General features: G+C 38.2%; 15 protein-coding genes and 1 pseudogene. 2 read left to right on the top strand and 14 right to left on the bottom strand.

All coding sequences use genetic code 11. The features are described from left to right. Window positions 1-2 precede the first annotated feature (2 nt). Window positions 3-1,247 carry a serine--tRNA ligase gene (serS, locus tag F3H01_RS01630; RefSeq protein WP_149724616.1) on the top strand — a complete coding sequence of 415 codons (1,245 nt, stop codon included), beginning with the start codon at window positions 3-5 and terminating at the stop codon, window positions 1,245-1,247. Continuing rightward, window positions 1,247-3,616: a tetratricopeptide repeat protein gene (locus tag F3H01_RS01625; RefSeq protein WP_149724615.1), complete on the top strand. Its 2,370-nt coding sequence runs from the start codon at window positions 1,247-1,249 to the stop codon at window positions 3,614-3,616. The genes serS and F3H01_RS01625 overlap by 1 nt, the downstream gene beginning before the upstream one ends. Window positions 3,617-3,660: 44 nt before the next feature. Here the strand turns inward: F3H01_RS01625 and F3H01_RS01620 are convergent, their stop codons facing one another. The 14 genes and pseudogenes from F3H01_RS01620 to F3H01_RS01555 form a co-directional block, all read right to left on the bottom strand. Beyond that, window positions 3,661-4,908, bottom strand: coding sequence for a DUF2920 family protein (locus F3H01_RS01620; RefSeq protein ID WP_149724614.1), 1,248 nt, complete (start codon window positions 4,906-4,908; stop codon window positions 3,661-3,663). A gap of 29 nt (window positions 4,909-4,937) precedes the next feature. After that, window positions 4,938-5,516: a hypothetical protein gene (locus F3H01_RS01615; RefSeq protein ID WP_021090568.1), complete on the bottom strand. Its 579-nt coding sequence runs from the start codon at window positions 5,514-5,516 to the stop codon at window positions 4,938-4,940. Between the two features lie 8 nt (window positions 5,517-5,524). Beyond that, window positions 5,525-6,019, bottom strand: coding sequence for a TlpA family protein disulfide reductase (locus F3H01_RS01610; RefSeq protein WP_021090806.1), 495 nt, complete (start codon window positions 6,017-6,019; stop codon window positions 5,525-5,527). Next, window positions 6,009-6,698 (bottom strand): ABC transporter ATP-binding protein, encoded by a 690-nt coding sequence (locus tag F3H01_RS01605; RefSeq protein ID WP_021090626.1) that lies wholly within the window; start codon window positions 6,696-6,698, stop codon window positions 6,009-6,011. Before F3H01_RS01605 ends, F3H01_RS01610 begins: the two co-directional genes overlap by 11 nt. Window position 6,699: 1 nt before the next feature. Continuing rightward, the gene (locus tag F3H01_RS01600) at window positions 6,700-7,842 is read right to left on the bottom strand and encodes an ABC transporter permease (protein ID WP_084108994.1); all 1,143 of its coding nucleotides are present in this window, start codon (window positions 7,840-7,842) and stop codon (window positions 6,700-6,702) included. Then, entirely contained in the window at window positions 7,829-9,121 is a 1,293-nt protein-coding gene (locus tag F3H01_RS01595; protein WP_149724613.1) for an ABC transporter permease, read from the bottom strand. Before F3H01_RS01595 ends, F3H01_RS01600 begins: the two co-directional genes overlap by 14 nt. Then, window positions 9,118-10,497 carry a Fe-S-containing protein gene (locus F3H01_RS01590; RefSeq protein WP_149724612.1) on the bottom strand — a complete coding sequence of 460 codons (1,380 nt, stop codon included), beginning with the start codon at window positions 10,495-10,497 and terminating at the stop codon, window positions 9,118-9,120. Before F3H01_RS01590 ends, F3H01_RS01595 begins: the two co-directional genes overlap by 4 nt. 50 nt (window positions 10,498-10,547) lie before the next feature. Then, window positions 10,548-11,069 (bottom strand): iron transporter, encoded by a 522-nt coding sequence (locus F3H01_RS01585; protein ID WP_085657784.1) that lies wholly within the window; start codon window positions 11,067-11,069, stop codon window positions 10,548-10,550. 20 nt (window positions 11,070-11,089) lie between these two features. Beyond that, window positions 11,090-13,033 carry an FTR1 family iron permease gene (locus tag F3H01_RS01580; RefSeq protein WP_149724611.1) on the bottom strand — a complete coding sequence of 648 codons (1,944 nt, stop codon included), beginning with the start codon at window positions 13,031-13,033 and terminating at the stop codon, window positions 11,090-11,092. 266 nt (window positions 13,034-13,299) lie between these two features. Then, a complete protein-coding gene (gene fdh3B, locus F3H01_RS01575; RefSeq protein WP_021090689.1) occupies window positions 13,300-13,860 on the bottom strand; it encodes a formate dehydrogenase FDH3 subunit beta in 561 nt (186 codons plus the stop codon). A gap of 11 nt (window positions 13,861-13,871) precedes the next feature. After that, window positions 13,872-16,526: a formate dehydrogenase subunit alpha gene (locus F3H01_RS01570; RefSeq protein ID WP_223155318.1), complete on the bottom strand. Its 2,655-nt coding sequence runs from the start codon at window positions 16,524-16,526 to the stop codon at window positions 13,872-13,874. 60 nt (window positions 16,527-16,586) lie between these two features. Beyond that, a pseudogene (locus F3H01_RS09760) lies at window positions 16,587-16,781 on the bottom strand (hypothetical protein); the annotation flags it as partial. Window positions 16,782-16,858: 77 nt separating this feature from the next. Next, window positions 16,859-17,065 carry a twin-arginine translocation signal domain-containing protein gene (locus F3H01_RS01560; protein ID WP_087579573.1) on the bottom strand — a complete coding sequence of 69 codons (207 nt, stop codon included), beginning with the start codon at window positions 17,063-17,065 and terminating at the stop codon, window positions 16,859-16,861. 285 nt (window positions 17,066-17,350) lie between these two features. Beyond that, entirely contained in the window at window positions 17,351-18,091 is a 741-nt protein-coding gene (locus F3H01_RS01555) for a thioredoxin fold domain-containing protein (RefSeq protein WP_149724610.1), read from the bottom strand. Between the last annotated feature and the right edge of the window lie 11 nt (window positions 18,092-18,102).

Below are 18,102 nucleotides of genomic sequence, written 5' to 3'. Positions count from 1 at the left end.
GGATGATAAATTTAAAACTACTCGAGACAAATTACGATGAATTTGTAAAAAAACTTGAGGGAAAAAATGTAAAAGCTGGGCTACTTGACGAGCTTTTACAAACTTTTAATGAGCTAAAGCAAAAGCGCAAAGCACTTGAAAATTTCCAAGCGATCCAAAATGCAAAGAGCAAAGAGCTTGGTATAAAGGCAAGAGCCGGTGAAGACGTGAGTGAGCTTAAAAATGAGCTAAATTTAAATAAAGCTGCACTTGCTGACGCTGATGAGATCGTTAAACAATATGAAGAAAAGCTTGAGCAAATTTCATTTAACGTGCCAAATATCACCGATGATGACGTGCCATTTGGTAAGGACGAGGACAATAATGTCTGCATAAAAACGGTGCTTGAGCCAACTAAATTTAGCTTTACGCCAAAAGAGCACTGGGAGCTAGGTGAGAGCCTTGGTTGGCTTGACTTTGAAAGGGGCGCAAAGCTCTCAGGATCTCGCTTTACCGTGCTTCGTGGCATGGGAGCAAGGCTTAGTAGAGCGCTCGTTAATTACATGATCGACTTTAACAGCTCACGTGGCTTCGAGCTTGTAAATGTCCCTTATCTAGTAAGCTCAAACACACTTTTTGGTACTGGTCAGCTACCTAAATTTGAAGAGGACCTTTACAAAGTACGCGACGAGGACCTCTATCTCATTCCAACTAGCGAAGTGCCTGTGACAAATTTATACAATGACACGATCATTGAAGCTGAGCAGTTACCTATAAAGATGACTTGCTACTCAGCATGCTTCCGCCAAGAGGCAGGCTCAGCAGGACGTGATACTAGAGGTATGATCCGCCAGCACCAGTTTGAAAAGGTCGAGCTAGTAAGTATCACAAAGCCAGATCAAAGTGAAGACGTGCTAAATGAGATGGTAGCGTGCGCGAGCGATCTACTAACTAGCCTTGGACTTCCTCACCGCCATATGCTTCTTTGCAGTGGCGACCTTGGCTTTAGCGCGGCAAAGACAATAGACCTTGAGGTTTGGCTACCAGGTCAAGGCAAATATAGAGAGATTAGCTCTATTTCCAATACTCGTGATTTTCAAGCAAGGCGTGCAAAAATTCGCTTTAAAGATGGCAAGAAAAATATGCTTGTAAATACGCTAAATGGCTCAAGTCTAGCTGTGGGTAGGACGCTAATAGCAATAATGGAAAACTACCAAAAAGCAGATGGCACTATCGAAATTCCAGAAGTTCTTAAAAGGTATATGTAGTGGCTGAAGAAGAGGTTGTAGTTTTAAAACCACCTGGCGAGCAAGCAGAGCAAGCGCCTGAAGAGGCAAAAGCCGAGACACCTGAAGAGATCGTCTCGCTTGAGAGCATCGCAAGTGAGGGTGTGCTACAAGATGAGAGCATCCCAGAGCCAATCCCTGTAAAAAAGAGCAATAAAAAGCTCTTTATAATAGCAGGTGTGGTCGCTCTAGTACTTATCATCTTGATAGTGGTTTTGCTAGTTATCTTGCTAAAGAAAGACAAAAAAGAGAACATAGATACTGCAAGTATCGTAAAAAATATAGAAAACAACTACCAAACGCAAAATTTTGGCGCTTCAAAGATCGATGAAATGATAAATAAGGCCAATCAGCTTTATGAGCGTGGTAATAAATTTGAAGCGTTAAAAATTTATGAAAACATAGCTGTTTATAACCAGTCTCTCTCAAACTACAACCTCGGCGTTTCTCAGATGAAACAAGAAAGATGTGATGAGGCGATCATATCTTTTAATAAAGCCATAACCGATAGAGAAAATACGGCGGTTAGTGCGATAAACGCTGCCGCTTGCTCACTCGAGCTAAATAACACCAAAAATTTTAACTACTATATAGGACTTGCTGACTCATTTTTGCAGTATGAAAATAACTCGCCACTTTATAGCTATTACTACGCGCTTATAAACTATTATAAAGGCAACTATTACGAGGCGCTTCAAGCACTTTCTCATCCAAATACTGCGGATTATAAAAATGAATATGCGTATTTAAGTGCAAAAATTTTATCACTTCTTGGCGATGATGAGAGAGCAATAGCTAAGCTTGAGAGCCAAAAGGCATTTAAAGCCGACTTCACGCTAGCACAGCTCTATGCAAGACTTGGCAAATACGACAAGGCAAGGGATTATCTAACAAAAGCTTCTAAGAATACGCCAAATATCGATCTTATCAAGATGACTGAAGCGCTAATCGATCTAAAAACTTCTGACTACAGCGATGCAGCAGCATTTATAAAAGATGTTTACGACTACAATGCTTCTTTGCCAAGCAAAATTTACAAGATAAAAACGATACTAAAGCCTGATCTTTTTGATGTCAGCCTAGCTCAGGCACACTTTAGCGACGATATGTTTTTTGATAGAACAAGGCGCTATGAGACGCTTTTTTACTTCGCACCTTACAAGGTCTTTGATGCAAAACAGAGTATCGAGCAGATAAGAAAAGGCGGCGTTAGCGTCTTTTTAGACGATACTTCAGCAGCAAATGACTATCTTAGCCAAAGTGCAGCTGCTTCAAAAGTAAATGCAAAACTTAGTGAAGCTATTGCAAAAGCACTAAGCTACCGCTTAAAAGAAGCAAATAAAGAGTTTGAAGAGCTAGCCAGCACTTATCCAAATCACTCTATCTTGCAATACAATCTCGCCTTAAGCTACGCTCAGCTTGGAAATTTTAGCCTTGCAGCAAAGCACTTCATAGCAAGCTATCACCAGGATGTAAACAACCATCTTGCAGGTATTTTTGGGGCGATTTGTCTAGATATAAATAGAAATTTAAACCCAAAACTCATTGAAGAGATCGGCGAAAATTTAGAAAATGACAAGAGTTTAAAGCCTGTAAATTTATATGCCTCGCTTCTAAGCCTGGTTAGCGGCAACCAAAGTGCGATGATAAGGTGGCTTGAAGAGCCAAAAGAGCAGACAATGCTAAATTTAGCATTTGATATCATCATCGCAAAAATAACAAACAATGATGAGCTAATGGTAAAAAAAGCTGACGAGCTACTAAAAATTTTGCCAAATGATATTATTGCAAATATCTTAAATTTTATCTCGAAAAACAAAGAGCAAAATGTCAAAGAGTATGCAAAAGCGATACAAATTTACTTTAATGGCAAGCAACTTGATTCAAACGCTTTCTATCACGGCGCTGATATCATCAAAAAGCAATACATCAAGCTACTTCAAATTTCAGGCTTACTTACAAGAGAGCGTGATAAGTTAAGAGCCGAGCTAAAAAATACTCCAAAGAATATAAATTTGATCCAAACTCTAGCCTATATCGATATCTTTACAAACGACTTTGAAGAGAGCTATAAACTTTATAATCAAGCAATCGATGAGTTTAAAGTAAATGACGCTAGCACATTGTTTTTAGCATCTGTGGCTGCGACAGGAGCTGGAAAAGTATCAAACGCGATCGCACTTTTAGAGCTAACAAAACTAAATGATGCTAATGCTATCGAAAATAGAATAGCTCTTGGCCTAATGTATCAGCAGATAGATAATATAAAAGCAGCTCTTATACAATACAGCAAAATAGGAAATATTGAGTATGAAAGTGAATTTTACGACTTTGAGATAGATAATGACTGATAAAAACCAGGTCTTTATGCGCCTAGTTTTAACTATTTTAAATACTAAGCAATATCTAAAATTTCAAGATTTATTTGATCTAAGACTTCACTAAATTTATAGATCGTATCGCCGCATTTATACTCAATACTCTTGCTGCTCTTTTTGTTTTTTTGAGATAAAATTTTCTCCATCATACTGGGAAGCTCTTTTTGTAAAAGTAGTTTATAAGACATCCCCATTCCATGCGTTAGAGACTTTATAAATTTGCCATCAACCTCGCTCCCATCTTTTATCATATGTAGTGTTGCGTCAAATTTAAGTTTCTTAAGAGCCTCGTAAAGCTCGATTTTATCCTTTGCTGGAGCTATTTCTTTATCGCAAATACAGTGATAGCTCACGTAAATTGGCTTTTTATAGCTGCTTTGAACATTTAAATGATCTAAATTTAGGATGTTTCTTATCTCTTCTCTTGCGTCAATAAAATAGTATGGTGATTTTTCATTAAGCGTCCAGTAGGTCTTATCAAAAAAATAAAGATATAAATTTTGATACAAAATGCCAGTACCAAAACAAAAATAGTTAGTAAAATCTATCTCTTTACCAAAGCCAATAAGACGCCATAAAAAAATGGCATAAGAGCTATTATCTATCACGGCATCAACTAGCCATGGAGCGATCTTAGCACACATATGTGCCAGATATCCACCATGTGAGCTGCCTACTATTATCACTGGTAGATGCTCAAATTTGGCACTATTTATATATTTTTTTGTATAAAGCACGGCATTTAGCACATCTAATGCTTGCATAACACCAAAATTTTGATATTCATTTTTTGTCGGTACCATCGTAATGCTAGCATTTAGTCTAAAATCAGCCGGTAAAATACCTCTCTCTTTTCGAATAGTAATCTCTTTGCTAAGAAATTTAAGCAGCAAATCAACCTTCTCGTGGCAGTCGATACTTTTCAGATCAATTGGTAAATTTATACCTATACTTGATAGTTCTCTTGTTAAGATTTCGCGATCTATATCATCAAGTCCAAATTTCGCCCCAAGCTGTGGGCGGTTGCCTATACAGTGATAATCCACACTAATGCATGCAACATCATAAGTCTCTGCCATGGTTCGCATGAGATTAGCTCTATATCCAAGGTCAGAGTCTTCTCCAAGCCCAGGGATAATCACCAAAAGAGCTTTTGCATCCTTGGCATTGTCATAACAGGAATAAAAGGAGAGAGGAGAGCTTCTTTTTATACCAAGTTCAATATCATCACAAGATGAAATTTCATAGCCTCCATCAACTAGCATTTAAATCCTTTTAAATTTACTAATTTCTCCTATTTTTGCGAGACATTATAAAAAAAGCTAACGATCTGTTTTGCTAGACGTTCTTTAAAAAATGGCCAAATGTAGCTTGGCGAATAGACATTGCCAGCTTGCATAAGTGAGATATTTGTCGCCTTTTCGCCACCATTTTTTGGACGCACTAGCACGCTTACTTGCATGTGATAAGTATAGCTATTCGTGCTAAAGTCATCATCATCGTAATAGCCAAATGGGAAAAACATCGAGTAGCCAAAGCCAAAGCTTGGTCTACCAAAGCCATATCCCATCCCCATTGAAAATCTAGGATCTCTTTTGATTATCCTAGAAAAGCTTTGCACATCGCCAAGGATGATGAAGTCAGCATTTTTGATATTTGGCTCGTTTCTAAAACCAGCCTTTGCAAACTCGCTTAAAATTTCAGCATTTACATCTTGCCCGGTCGCACTATTTTTAAAATTTACATAGACGCTTCTGTTTGCTTCATTAAGCGTAAAAAATATAGGCTCGCTCGTTTTGACCGAGATATTTGGAGTGCTGTTAGCACATCCAACAAAAAATACTGCTAAGACAAATAAAAAGAAATTTTTCATATTCACTCCTACAAGAGCGATCTTATAGCACTTTCAAGTACGCTTTTTGGTGTAAGACCGATAAATTTTGATCGCATCTTACCATCTTTATCAAAAAAATAGATAACTGGCACGCCCATGACGCCACCAACTGCCTTGCTAAAGTAATCAACTGAAACCTTATCGCTAGTAGTTTTAAAGGTGATGTTGTGCTCTTTTAAAAGCTCAATATCTTTATCAAAACCCTTACTAGGCCCTAAAACACCAATGAATTGAACCTCTTTACCATACTCTTTTTCAAGCGTATTTAGGTCAGGTATTGCGGCCTTGCACACTCCGCAGTCAGTGCCAAAGAAAAATAGCATATATGGCTTATCGCCTATCTTTAGCCTCTTTTCTGTTGGGAAAAACTGCGTATCAATGCCACTTGAGTCATTTAGCGTAATGTGATGCTTCTCATACTGCTTGACGCAGCCCATAACTAGGGCTGAGACTAGACATAAAAATAAAATTTTATATCTCATTTGGCACCTTTGGGTTTTCAATAGTGCGAATTTTCTCTAGCTTACCGTGTCTTAGATATACGATCTTATCACCATACTCGCCAAGATCAGGGTTGTGAGTTACTAGAAGTATCGTCTTGCCCTCTTTTCTTAGCTTGCAAAATAGATCAAGTATAACTCTTTCATTTGCTTCATCAAGGTTACCAGTTGGCTCATCTGCTATTAAAATTTCAGGATCGTTTATGAGCGAGCGTGCGATACAAAGGCGTTGTTGCTCACCACCACTTAGCTGACTTGGTCTGTGTGTTAGCCTGTGAGAAAGACCAACTGCCTCAAGTGCCTTTTTAGCGTCCTCTTCATCAACTGAGCTGTGATAGTACTGAGCGATCATTACATTTTCAAGTGCGCTAAGATATGGCACTAAGTGAAACTGCTGAAAAATAAGACCGATCTTTTCACGTCTAAATTTAAGTGTATCGTCAGCATTTAGATTGCTCGCATCATCGCCACCAAGCATATAAGTACCACTACTTGGAGTATCCATTAGTGAAAGGATATTTACAAGCGTACTCTTACCACTACCACTTGGTCCCATTACGCTGACCCACTCACCTTTTTTAACCTCAAAATTTATATCATCAAGTGCTTTAACATCGCCAAAAATTTTACAAATATTTTTTAATTCTAGTGCATTTTGCATATCATTCTCCTCTTAATGTATCTGCCATTTTATTATTAAGTGCCCGTTTGATCGGATAAAATGCTGCGATCGCTGCAAATAAAAGCGATATTATCACAGCTACTGGGATGCTTAAAATTCTAAAATCAATACTAGAATCAAATATCGCATAACCTAAAATTTGAGCTAGTAAATATCCTAAAAATGCACCAACTAATGCTGAGATGAGCGCTGTCACAAATGTCTCAAAGCCAAATAGCTTTAATACATCCTTTTTGCTTGCACCTATGGCTCTTAGAAGTGCGATCTCCTTTGAGCGAGAGAGCAAGATAGCACTAAGCGTTGTGTTTACGCACATTGAAGTAATGAGCAAAATAACAAGGCTAACAAGTGCCATTAATAGCTTTATTTTCTCCAAGATGTAGCCTTCAGACTTTGAGACCTTTGCCACTGGTTTTGCAGCTATTTCTTCATTGCTTATAGTCTTTGCTAGCGATGTTATCTCGTCAAAGTTACCAAGCACAACAGCTTCAGCATAGTTTATTTTGCCAGCTTTATTTGAAATTTTTTGAGCCAAAGATAGTGACGTGATCAAAAGTGCATCCTCTTTATCGCCGCTTGCGACTACGCCTTTTATCTTTACATTTATGCTCTCATTTGAGCCAATGGCGCGAATTTCTATGTCATCGCCTGCTTTAAAGCCAGCCTGACGAGCTAGATCGACGCCTATTAGCACGTTTTTATCGTCAAAATCGACATTTATCATCGTTCCATCTCTAACATCTAAAAATGGTTTAACTTTTTTTAGATTGCTAAATTTTGTTCCCATGACGATAGCGTTTGTTGGACCGATATTTGCCTGAGCAAAGAGATAACCGCTCTCACCAAGAAGCTTGTCTTTTGGCACTTTAGCGATCATTTCATTGTAAGTTTTTTCACTCATATCATCACTTGTCGCCATATCTTTTGGAGCAAAGATCATATTTGCGCCATAAGTTTTTAGCTCACGTGAGACTTTAGAGTCAATGTCAAGATAGACATTGACAAATGCAGCACACACGCATGCTCCAAGTAAGATAGAGATCACGATGACCATTACTCTTGATGAGCCGTTTTTTAAACTTTTATAAATTGTATTGTAAAAGAATTTGCTATTTGCGGTCATATAGCACCTCCGCAGGTAGTAAATTTATGACGTTTCTCATTGGCATTAGCGAGCCAACGACTGAGATAAGTAGGGCAAATGCCACGCTAATTGGTAGTACGATCCAAGCTATACCGATGCCATGTGAGAAGATAATGTAAGACATCACGTAGCTTAGTGCGTATCCTAAAAATGCTCCCGTGATACCTGCAAAAAAGGCAACCACAAGGCTTTCGCTAGCAAAAAGGGCGTAAATTTCAAAGTTGCTAGCACCTATAGCTTTTAAAAGGCCGATCTCTTTTTTACGGCGGTAAATTTCACTTGTCATTAGCGATGTTATGCCGATGGCTGAAACTATAAGAGCGATGATACTAACGATGCCCATTAGGCTTTGGATTTTCTTTACGATGTTGCTCTCTGCGTCGCTTACTTGAAGGCTAGCTTTTGCGCTAACGTTTGGTAAATTTTCTTCTATCTGAAATGCGATTGATCCTGCATAGGCTGAGCAGTACCATTTGTCGTACTCTGCGCTATCAAGGTTGTCTAAATTTCTTCTTGCTTTTAGCGATAGGTCATTTTCCGGGATCGTCATAGCTGAAACTTCAGCCTTTGTGTATGAGTTTGCATGCCCAGAAAGATCTCCAGCAAGCTTTAGTGAGCCAACTAGCTTATGCGTCTCGTCACTAGCTCCTTTTAAAATTCCAACTATTTTAACCTCTTTTGTACCGTTTTTGCCAGTAAGGCTAAGCTTGTCGCCAACCTTTAAATTTTTAGCCTTAGAAAGTTCTTCGCCAACTAAAATTTCATCCATGCTCTCATCTTTTGGCCAAGCGCCCTCAACACCCCAAAATCCATACAAGCTCTTAACGCCTGTGCTAAATTCTGGTTCATCTTTTAGACCGATATTTTTATCAAAATAGGTTCCTTCAAAGGCAAATTCAATTCCTTTTTCATCTTTAACTTTTGCCTCTAAAAACGGCGCAAAAGCAACGATATTGTTTCTCCAAAAGATCTCTTTTATCTTATAGATATCAGCCTCTGGTAGTAAATTTTGTGATTTTAGTGGAGTGAAATTTTTACCCTCGATCTCAATGCTTAAACTCTCACCTCGTGGCAAAACAACGATATTTGAGCCATATCCTCTAAGCTCAGTTGCTACTTGATCACCGATTTTTAGCGTGATATTTAGCATGCAAGCTATCAAAAGAGCAGCTAGTAGTATGGTGATAAATGCCATCGTCTTTTGCACCTTTGAGCCCGTGATCGAGCTTTTTATCATTCTTAGTTGCATATTTTTCATTTTAACGTTCCATTTGTTTCTACATATTTTTCTGGATTTGCTTCAAATTTCGCCTGAGTTTCGTTATTTTCAAAGAAATATGTGCGTCCATAGTATAAATATGATCTTGACTCAAGGTTGCTCACCTTTTTGCGACTAACTGGGTCAAGCACCATTTTTTCGACAACCTTACTAAAGAAATTTGCTCCATCTGTAATAGTTTTATAATCAACTATGATATTTTTGCCATCAAAGATAAATGGCATTGGTATCGGATTGCAACCACCCTCTTTGCCAACTGATGGCAAAAAAATTCTAACATTGCAAGAGATACAAATAAGGTCATTTCCTCTTTTTATATAACCCATATCGCCACAAATCATGCATGAATCAAATACAATAACAGGCGATACTCGGTCGCTAAAGCGGTTTAACAAGAAAAATCTTATCTGCTTACCCTCATCTGTAATATAAGCAAATCTGTGAAGTTCATTATCTTTTAGCATATCAACATCAAATATAAATTTATCTCCCACTGGCTCAACTAAGACTGGCTCTGAAATTTGAGGTGGGCGAGATGCGTAAAGATCATAATAAAGCGAGAAGCCAAGTGCTATCAAAATACTACAAAATGCAAATTTTGCATTATCAGAAATATTTTCTCTAATGGCTTTTGTAAAGCGGTATTTGATAGAGCCAAACGTGCTCTTATCGATGCTCTTTGGCATAAAGCAAAGCGCGATGATGCATAAAAGTAAGATCACAAGGATATAAAAATAAGTACCAAATTCTGATACATAAATACCTTTTGCACTAACAGATAGAATCTGAGAGTTTAACTCACTACTTATTTTTAAAGCCCCAGCACGCAAAAGCTCAAGTGCTGTCTGAGAACTTCTATCGATTAGCAAGAAAACTAAAGTGATAAGGGCTAAAATTTTAGCTATTAATGGAGAAATGCTAGATTTTAAATTCGAAATAAAAAAGAATAAAAATACGAGTAAAATCATTGCAAATATCATTAGAAAGAAGCTAATGACCGAAAGCGTATCTAGTAGCTCACCACCAAATAGTGGAAATAACACACTACTTGAGCTATAGCCAAAGCCAAAGCCGATGCCTAAAATAAAAAATGTTACGATTTTTGCTATCTTAAGCTCGAAAAATATCCACAAAACGCTAATTAATAGAAAAATCAGTGTCACTGAATCTATGAAAATTTTAAACTGGTCATCAACAAGCGCGTGACGGGCAGCTTTAAAGATAAGCACACCAGCAACAACGCCAAGAAATGATGGTAAAAAAATCGTTTTTAAACTTTTGCCATTGTTATTTAAGGCAGCAAAAAGCGTAAATCCAAGGAGGGCTAAAAAGACCTGATAGAAGTAAATTGACATAACTAAACCCTATGAGAATTTTTTAAAAGGGGCGAAAACGCCCCTGGTGATTATTTAACAGGACCACCTGTCCATTGAAATTTATAAGTTGTTGTGAAAGGCTCAAACCATTTACCAACACCAGTCTCTTTGTCAGCGTGACGACCAAAGCCTTGTTTTTCTGGATTGTCGATGTGGAATTTAAGCTCATAGTTACCAACACCTGTATCCATTTTTATGTTAGCACCGTAGTGTGGGCCATCGCTTGCAACCATAGGCATAAATGTACCTTTTTTAGTTTTACCATTATCAAGGTTTTTTAGCTCATAGTTGATTTTTAGATATGGGATCCACTCGCCTTCGCCAAAGCCGTTTTTATTGCCTTTTACAGCGTGGATATCAGCTTCTAAGTGAAGATCAGCCAAGCTTGGAGCTAGATCAACGCCTTTTGGCTCCATGTCGATTGGTTCTAGATAAACAGCAGCTATCTCCATACCATTAGCCTCTACAGGCTCACCAATTGGATGCTCTCCAGCAAGTGCAAAACCAGCTGCTAGACTAAGTGCTAGAGCTGAACTAAGAATTTTATTCATCTTTTCTCCTTTAGATAAAATTAATCTTTATTTTGTTTTGATTTCATGATAACGATGCCTATAACTAGGGCAAGCACCATAATGATTTGAGGTACTAAGCTCTCGTAATATGGCTGAAGTCCTAGCCAGTCTCTCATCCAGTCAGGGAAGCTAAGTCCTTTTATGATAGTTGGGATGAAAATTTTGCCCTCAACTAGCTCGCCAACGCCCTTGCCAACAAAGACGATCGACATATAAAAGATGATCGCTGATGTAAATATAAAAAATTGCTTAATAGGAATTTTAACAGCAAAAATTTTAAATAAGAAATAGACTATCAAAAGAACGATAAGACCTACGACAAAGCCAGCTGCGATCATTGAGTAGCCAGCTGAGTCTTTTGCGTCAAAGATAAGTGCTTGATAAAATAGCACTGTCTCAGCGCCCTCTCTAAATACGGCTAAAAATACGGTCCACCACAGCGCTGTACTTGAGCCACTTGAGATAGACTCAGATACATGTGATTTGATGTAGTCATTCCATTTTTTAGCGCCAGCATTTGAAAGAAGCCAAAAGCCAACGTAAAATAGAAGTCCCACTGCAACAAGCATCGTGATGCCTTCCATAAGCTCTCTTTTTTGACCTGCTGCCTCGCCAAAGATGACGTTCATGATCCACGCCATGACAAAGCTTAAGATGACAGCCACGCCAACTGAGCTATATACGACCTTACCCATAGCTTTTGCATTGCCAGTTTTTACAAGATATGCAACGACGGCTGCAACGATGATAAGAGCTTCAAAGCCCTCTCTTAAGATGATAGTTAGCGCCCAGATAAATAGCGTCCAAGGTGAGCTTGAACCATTAGTTTTCTCAAGTGCGGCTGCTAGCTGAGATGACATTTTGCTTGCACTCTCTTCAAGTGTTTTTTCATCTGCGCCTGATTTCATAAGGGCTACGAGGTTGCCAAATGTAGCTTCGATAGCTGTTTTTAAATTTACATCTATCGCGCCTACTTTGTTCTCCATGCCGCTACCTTCAAACTCATCAAAGTAGATATCTTGGATATCGCCCATAGCTTTAGCGCTATTGCCACCTTTGTAAAGTGCGATGGCTGCTTGAATTTTGTCATTTATGTTTTTAACAGTTTGAGTGTAGTCTGTGCCGCTATCTTCGCTACTATCGCTAGATGCTGCGCTACTCATATCAACTTTTGCTAGTTTTGCAGTATCAGCTGGGAGTTTTGAGACAGCGTCATAAGCTAGCTTTTTGATCTCTTCTAGCTTTACTTTAAAGTCATCTTTTGTTATACCATTTGTGATGCCGCTGATCGCTTCGCCCATCTTTCTTTGGATGTCAGCATCTATGCTTTTACCATTTTCTATATGCTGGCGAATAGCGATTTCAAGTTGAGTATTTCTGTAATCTGTAAATTTAGCATCTTGAATAGCACTTTTGGCGTCATCTTGCTTATCGCTCTCATAGCTTGCTATTGCTTTATCTAGATCGGCTGATAAATTTGCAAATGCCACCTTCCACTCAGGGATAAATTTAGAAGTATCATAGCCACTTGCAGCAGCTTGTGCTGGGGTGTCTGAGTACTCGCCAACAAGCTTATGTCCATTTAAAATAACTGGCAGAACTTCAGCAATTTCGCTATTTATCTGGTCTATTCTTTTTTGCACATCATCTGGTGCTTCGCCAGCTTTTATCGCCTTTCTGATCTCGCCAAACTGCTTCTCCATAGAGTAAGCTTTTTTCTGACCTAAATTTATTCTGATGCCGGCTTCAACATCTTCAAACAGACCAAAATAAGCATTTTGAGTATCGCTAACTGCTTGCTCGACATTGCCAGCTCTATACTCTGTTATTACTTTTTGTAATGACTCTTTTATCTGAGCTGCGACTTGTGTGTAGTCGTCATTTTTTGCTATAAGCCAAATAGGCAACAACATAATTAGCATAAATTTTAAGAATTTATTCATTAAATAAACCACCTGTGAGATTTTTTGAAACGAATATTATCAAGGCTTTACTTTGATTAAAATAAAAACGATTATCATAAAATAGAGCAAATTGAGATAATAAAGAGAAATTTGTCTTCAAATAGCCAATTTTAAATAGTTTTAGAAATTTTCTAATGTAAATTTAAAATTTATCTTTTGAATAAAAAATAGTAGCTTTATAAAAAATGAAAAGGTTTTAAGTTTAGATTCTAAAATTTAAAGGAGAGCAAATGCTCTCCTTCTTGTTAGGCATTTAGCCCAGTATTTCTTAGCATAACACGTTTGCGATATACATTTGATACTTCAGCCGCATCTCCAACTAAAAGTGCATTTGTAGCACAAACAGCCGCACACATAGGCACTTTTCCTTCGGCCATTCTATTTTGACCGTAAAGCTCTCTCTCCTCGTGTGAGTTTGTTGGCTCTGGACCGCCTGCACACATTGTACATTTATCCATAACGCCCTTTACACCAAATGCTCCATCTTTAGGGAACTGTGGTGCACCAAACGGACAAGCATATAAGCAGTAACCACAGCCTATGCATATATTTTTATCATGAAGCACGATGCCATCAGCTCTAATGTAGAAACAATCAACCGGGCAAACTTGCTCACAAGGTGCATCAGTACAGTGTTGGCATGCAATAGTAGTTGAAACCTCTTTACCTTCAATGCCATCGTGAAGCGTAATGACCTTTCTTCTATAAATTCCTACTGGAAGTTCATGAGCAGAAGAGCAAGCAACTTGGCAACCATAACAACTAATACATCTATCAGTATCTACGAAAAATTTCATTCTTGCCATTTTATTCCTCCTTACTCTTTACCCATGGCGTCTCTCTCGCCATATTCATGGAAAAACGATGTTTTAAATGTATTTTCCTCAGCTTTTTCTATACGGCAAAGACCTGCGTTAAACTCTGAAATTTGAGTAACTGGGTCAAATCCGTAGTTAGTAACTGTGTTAAAGCTCTCACCGATAACATAAGGCTTAGTGCCCTCTGGATAGCGAGCTGAAAGATCAACGCCTTGCATAATACCAGCGAAGTTGTATGGCATACAAATTCTATCTGGAGTTACCATCTGGCTGTGATAGCATCTTACTTTGATCTTTGTGCCTTGTGGGCTGTGAATCCACATCATATCGCGATCTTTTATGCCGTATTTTAAAGCTAGCTCTGGATTAACATTAGCAAACATCTCTGGCGTAATAGCTGATAGATATTTACTTGTTCTTTCGATCATACCAGCACCACTTAGGTTTACGACGCGTTGAGTACTAAACACGATAGGAAACTCTTTTGACCAGTCTTTTGCTTGTTGCTCTGACTTAAACTTAGTAGAAACACGGAAATTTCTAGCTTGATCATCAAATGTCGGATACTTTTGAACAAGATCCCAGCGTGGTGAGTGGATTGGCTCTCTATGTTTTGGAATAGGATCGAGAAATTCCCAAACGATAGCTCTTGCCCTTGCATTACCATAAGGAACAACACCTTTTTCGCGGCATTTTTCAAAGATAATACCACTATAATCCATGCTCCAGCTTGGTCCCATCTTAGCTTTCTCTTCTTCAGTTAGAGTTATGCCTAAGACTTTTTCTATATTCTCTTTTGTGATTTGTGGATAGCCACCTTTTATAGCTGAGCCAACAAGTGTTGTCTCTTCGCTAGCTAGCTGACTTACGCCATTATGTTCGAGTCCAAAGCGATTTCTAAAGCCTGAACCACCCTCAACATAAGGCTTGCTCATATCATATAGTATTGGTGTTCCAGGGTGTTTTTCATCCCATGCTGGCCATGGTTTACCGTAGTACTCGCCTTTGACTTCACCGCCAATACCTATTAGCGTATCTGGGTCAAATTTATCCCAGTTTGCTTGATGGCGTCTAAACATCTCGGCTGTTCTACCACCATAACCTATAGAATTTCCAATTCTTGCTATCTCATTTGTTGCATCATCTGGCCATACAAAGTCATCTTTTACTTGTTTTAGCTCTCTATTTACGACAGCCATCTTCATGCCTTTTACGTATTCATCGTAAAAGCCAAATTTCTTAGCAAATAGGAACATCACTTCGTGATCGCCCTTACTCTCATAAAGTGGATCAACAACTTTTGTTCTCCATTGTCCTGAGCGGTTTGTAGCGTTTAAGTGACCTTCATTTTCAAAGGCAGTTGCCACCGGCAAGATATAAACGCCATCTTTTCTATCCGAAAGGATAGAAATTTCATTTACAAATGGCTCAGCTACAACGATCATATCTAGTTTTGAAGCTGCTTCTTGAATTTTAGCTAGGTGCGCCATAGATGTAAGACCAGTTCCTTGCACCCAAAGAACTCTTAATGCACCACTACTAAAGGTATTTTCCTCTTTTAAGACGCCTTGCCACCATTTTGAAAGTGACCAGCCTTTTTCATTTCTCCAGTTTCTATCCTCTGGATTTTTAGGATCGTGGTAATAATACTCTTCAAAAACAGTGTTTTTAACTGGTGTGCCGCCTTGTTTTGGCTCTTTGGTTGAGACTGCAAAGCGTTTTACAAACTCATCATAATCAACACCCCAGCCTTGGCAGTAGTACTTCCAAGCCGCATCAGTTAGTCCGTAGTACATCGGCAAGCTGTCTGAGAGGTTACACATATCAGTTGAACCTTGAACGTTGTCGTGACCACGGATGATGTTACAGCCACCGCCTGGTTTGCCCATGTTGCCTAGGATTAGTTGAAGTATAGGTAAAATTCTCGTATTTGAGCTGCCAACTGAGTGCTGAGTGATACCAAGTGCCCAGATCACAGTGCCTGGCTTTGTATGAGCTAGGATATTTGCAGCCTCTATCAGCTTATCAACTGGCACGCCTGTAACGTCAGATGTGACCTCTGGTGTCCAGTGCTCAGCCTCTTTTGCTATCTCATCGATGCCGTAAGTTCTATTTTTTATAAATTCTTTATCTTCCCAGCCATTTTTTAAGATGATGTGGATAAGTCCATAAACAAGTGCTATATCAGTGCCTGATCTTTGTCTTAGGTATAGATCAGCATGAGCGGCTGATTTTGTAAAGTTTGGATCAGCTACGATCACCTTTGCGTTGTTTCTATCTTTTGCTTGCAAAGTGTGCTTCATACCGCCAACTGGATTTGCCACAGCGGGATTTGCACCTATTATAAATATACATTTTGAGTTCGCAGCCATATCTCCAAAGTGGTTTGTCATCGCGCCATAACCCCAAGTATTCGCCACACCGGCGACTGTTGCGCTATGTCAAATTCTTGCTACGTGATCGTTACTGTTTGTACCCCAAAATGCACAAAATTTTCTAAAGTAGTAAGACTGTTCGTTGTTAAATTTAGCTGATCCTAAGAAAACAACACTATCAGGGCCATCTTCTTTGCGGATCTGAAGCATCTTATCACCGATCTCATTTACGGCTTGATCCCATGAAATTCTTTGCCATTTACCATCAACTTTTTTCATAGGATACTTGATGCGTTGTTTGCTATGTGTAAGATCGATCTGATCGATACCCTTTGAACAGTGTGAGCCCTGAGATATTGGGTGGTACATCGCCATATCTTGGCGGATCCAAACACCATCTTTTACCTCAGCCTCGATACCACAGCCTGCTGAACAAATAGAACAAATCGTTCTAACTTTTTTTGAGCCAGGAAAAGGATCTTTTATCTCTTCCGCACTCGCCTCTCTTATCGTATCATTTTTTCCAAAAGCCATTGTGGTGCCAGCACCAAGTGCGGCTAGCTTTAAAAATGAACGTCTCCCTATACGTGCATCACTCATGGTTTTCTCCCTTAATAAGCGATTTTATAGTAGGTTTCCCAATTTTTGCTTTTTTTATAAAGCACCTCTTTTTTGTTTGACTTACCTACGACGACGCCATTGCCATCAGGAGCTAAGTCATCACTAGTTGTTTTTGCTATTGCAGAAACTGCGAGTATTCCGCCAGCAGTACCAACTTTTAGAGATTTCTTTAAAAAATCTCTTCTTGATCCTTGCATTTTTTCTCCTTGCCCCTCAAATCTTAAAAATTTGAGAAATTTGGTTCCGTAATATGTAAAATTTGCATATTTAGAGATACTAAAATATTGCGAACAGTCTATTTCAGGGCTTTTAGAGCCTAGAATTAAACTGTGTAAATTTAGCATATTTATAAAATAATAAAAGTAAATATATAATATTAATTATATTTGTTAAGTATTTATTAAAAATATAGTTAAATGTATTTTAAAATTTAAGAATTTTTATTAAAAGAAGAAATTCTAGGGAGAGCTCCCTAGAAAAGATTATTTTAGATCACTTTTGTTTATGATAAATGGTACTGATCTAACGCCAGCTGAGAAATATTTTTTACGTAAAGTATCGATCTTGTCGCTCTCTTCTTTGCTAACATTTTTTTCATCCACGTTATAATCTTCAGAAAAATACTTTCTTAAAATTTTAACCTTATCGCTATCACTTTTTGTATTTTTTATATCTTTATAGATCAAAGCACTTTTTTGCAAAGATGATAGTTCATGCACTGGAGTTAGGATGATTTCAACGTTATTGTCTTTTAATGTCGTTTCGATCTTTGCTAGCTCGGCTCTACAATATGGGCATTCAGGATCTGAAAACATGATAAGAGTTGGCTTTTTGCTATCATTGCCAAGAGTTATAACATTTGCCTTGTCTTCATTTTTATAAATTTTAGCTAGTGATTTTACTAAATCAAGTGCTGCTTTTTCTGCGATTACCTTTTTTTCTTCAGCCAAATAAGACTTTTGCTCCTTTAAATTTACAACATCAGGAAACATAAGATCGCCCTTAACAAAAGTTACATCTTCTTGAGACATATCTCCTTTGCTAAATTTTAAGCTTACTTTTTCTATATCATCTAAAATTTTAGTGCGTTCTACGACTTTTACATTAACACCATCGATATTTTGATTTTTAAAAACTTCTGAGTAAAAATCTTCTATTTGCTTATTGCTAGCTGCCATTAGGCTAGTTGCCGCTATTATTGAGGCCAAAACCACTTTTTTCATTTTTTTCCTTT

Origin of the sequence: Campylobacter concisus (assembly GCF_902460875.1) — a bacterium.
Taxonomy (GTDB): domain Bacteria; phylum Campylobacterota; class Campylobacteria; order Campylobacterales; family Campylobacteraceae; genus Campylobacter_A; species Campylobacter_A concisus_AA.
This window is presented reverse-complemented; position numbering and strand designations above follow the sequence as displayed.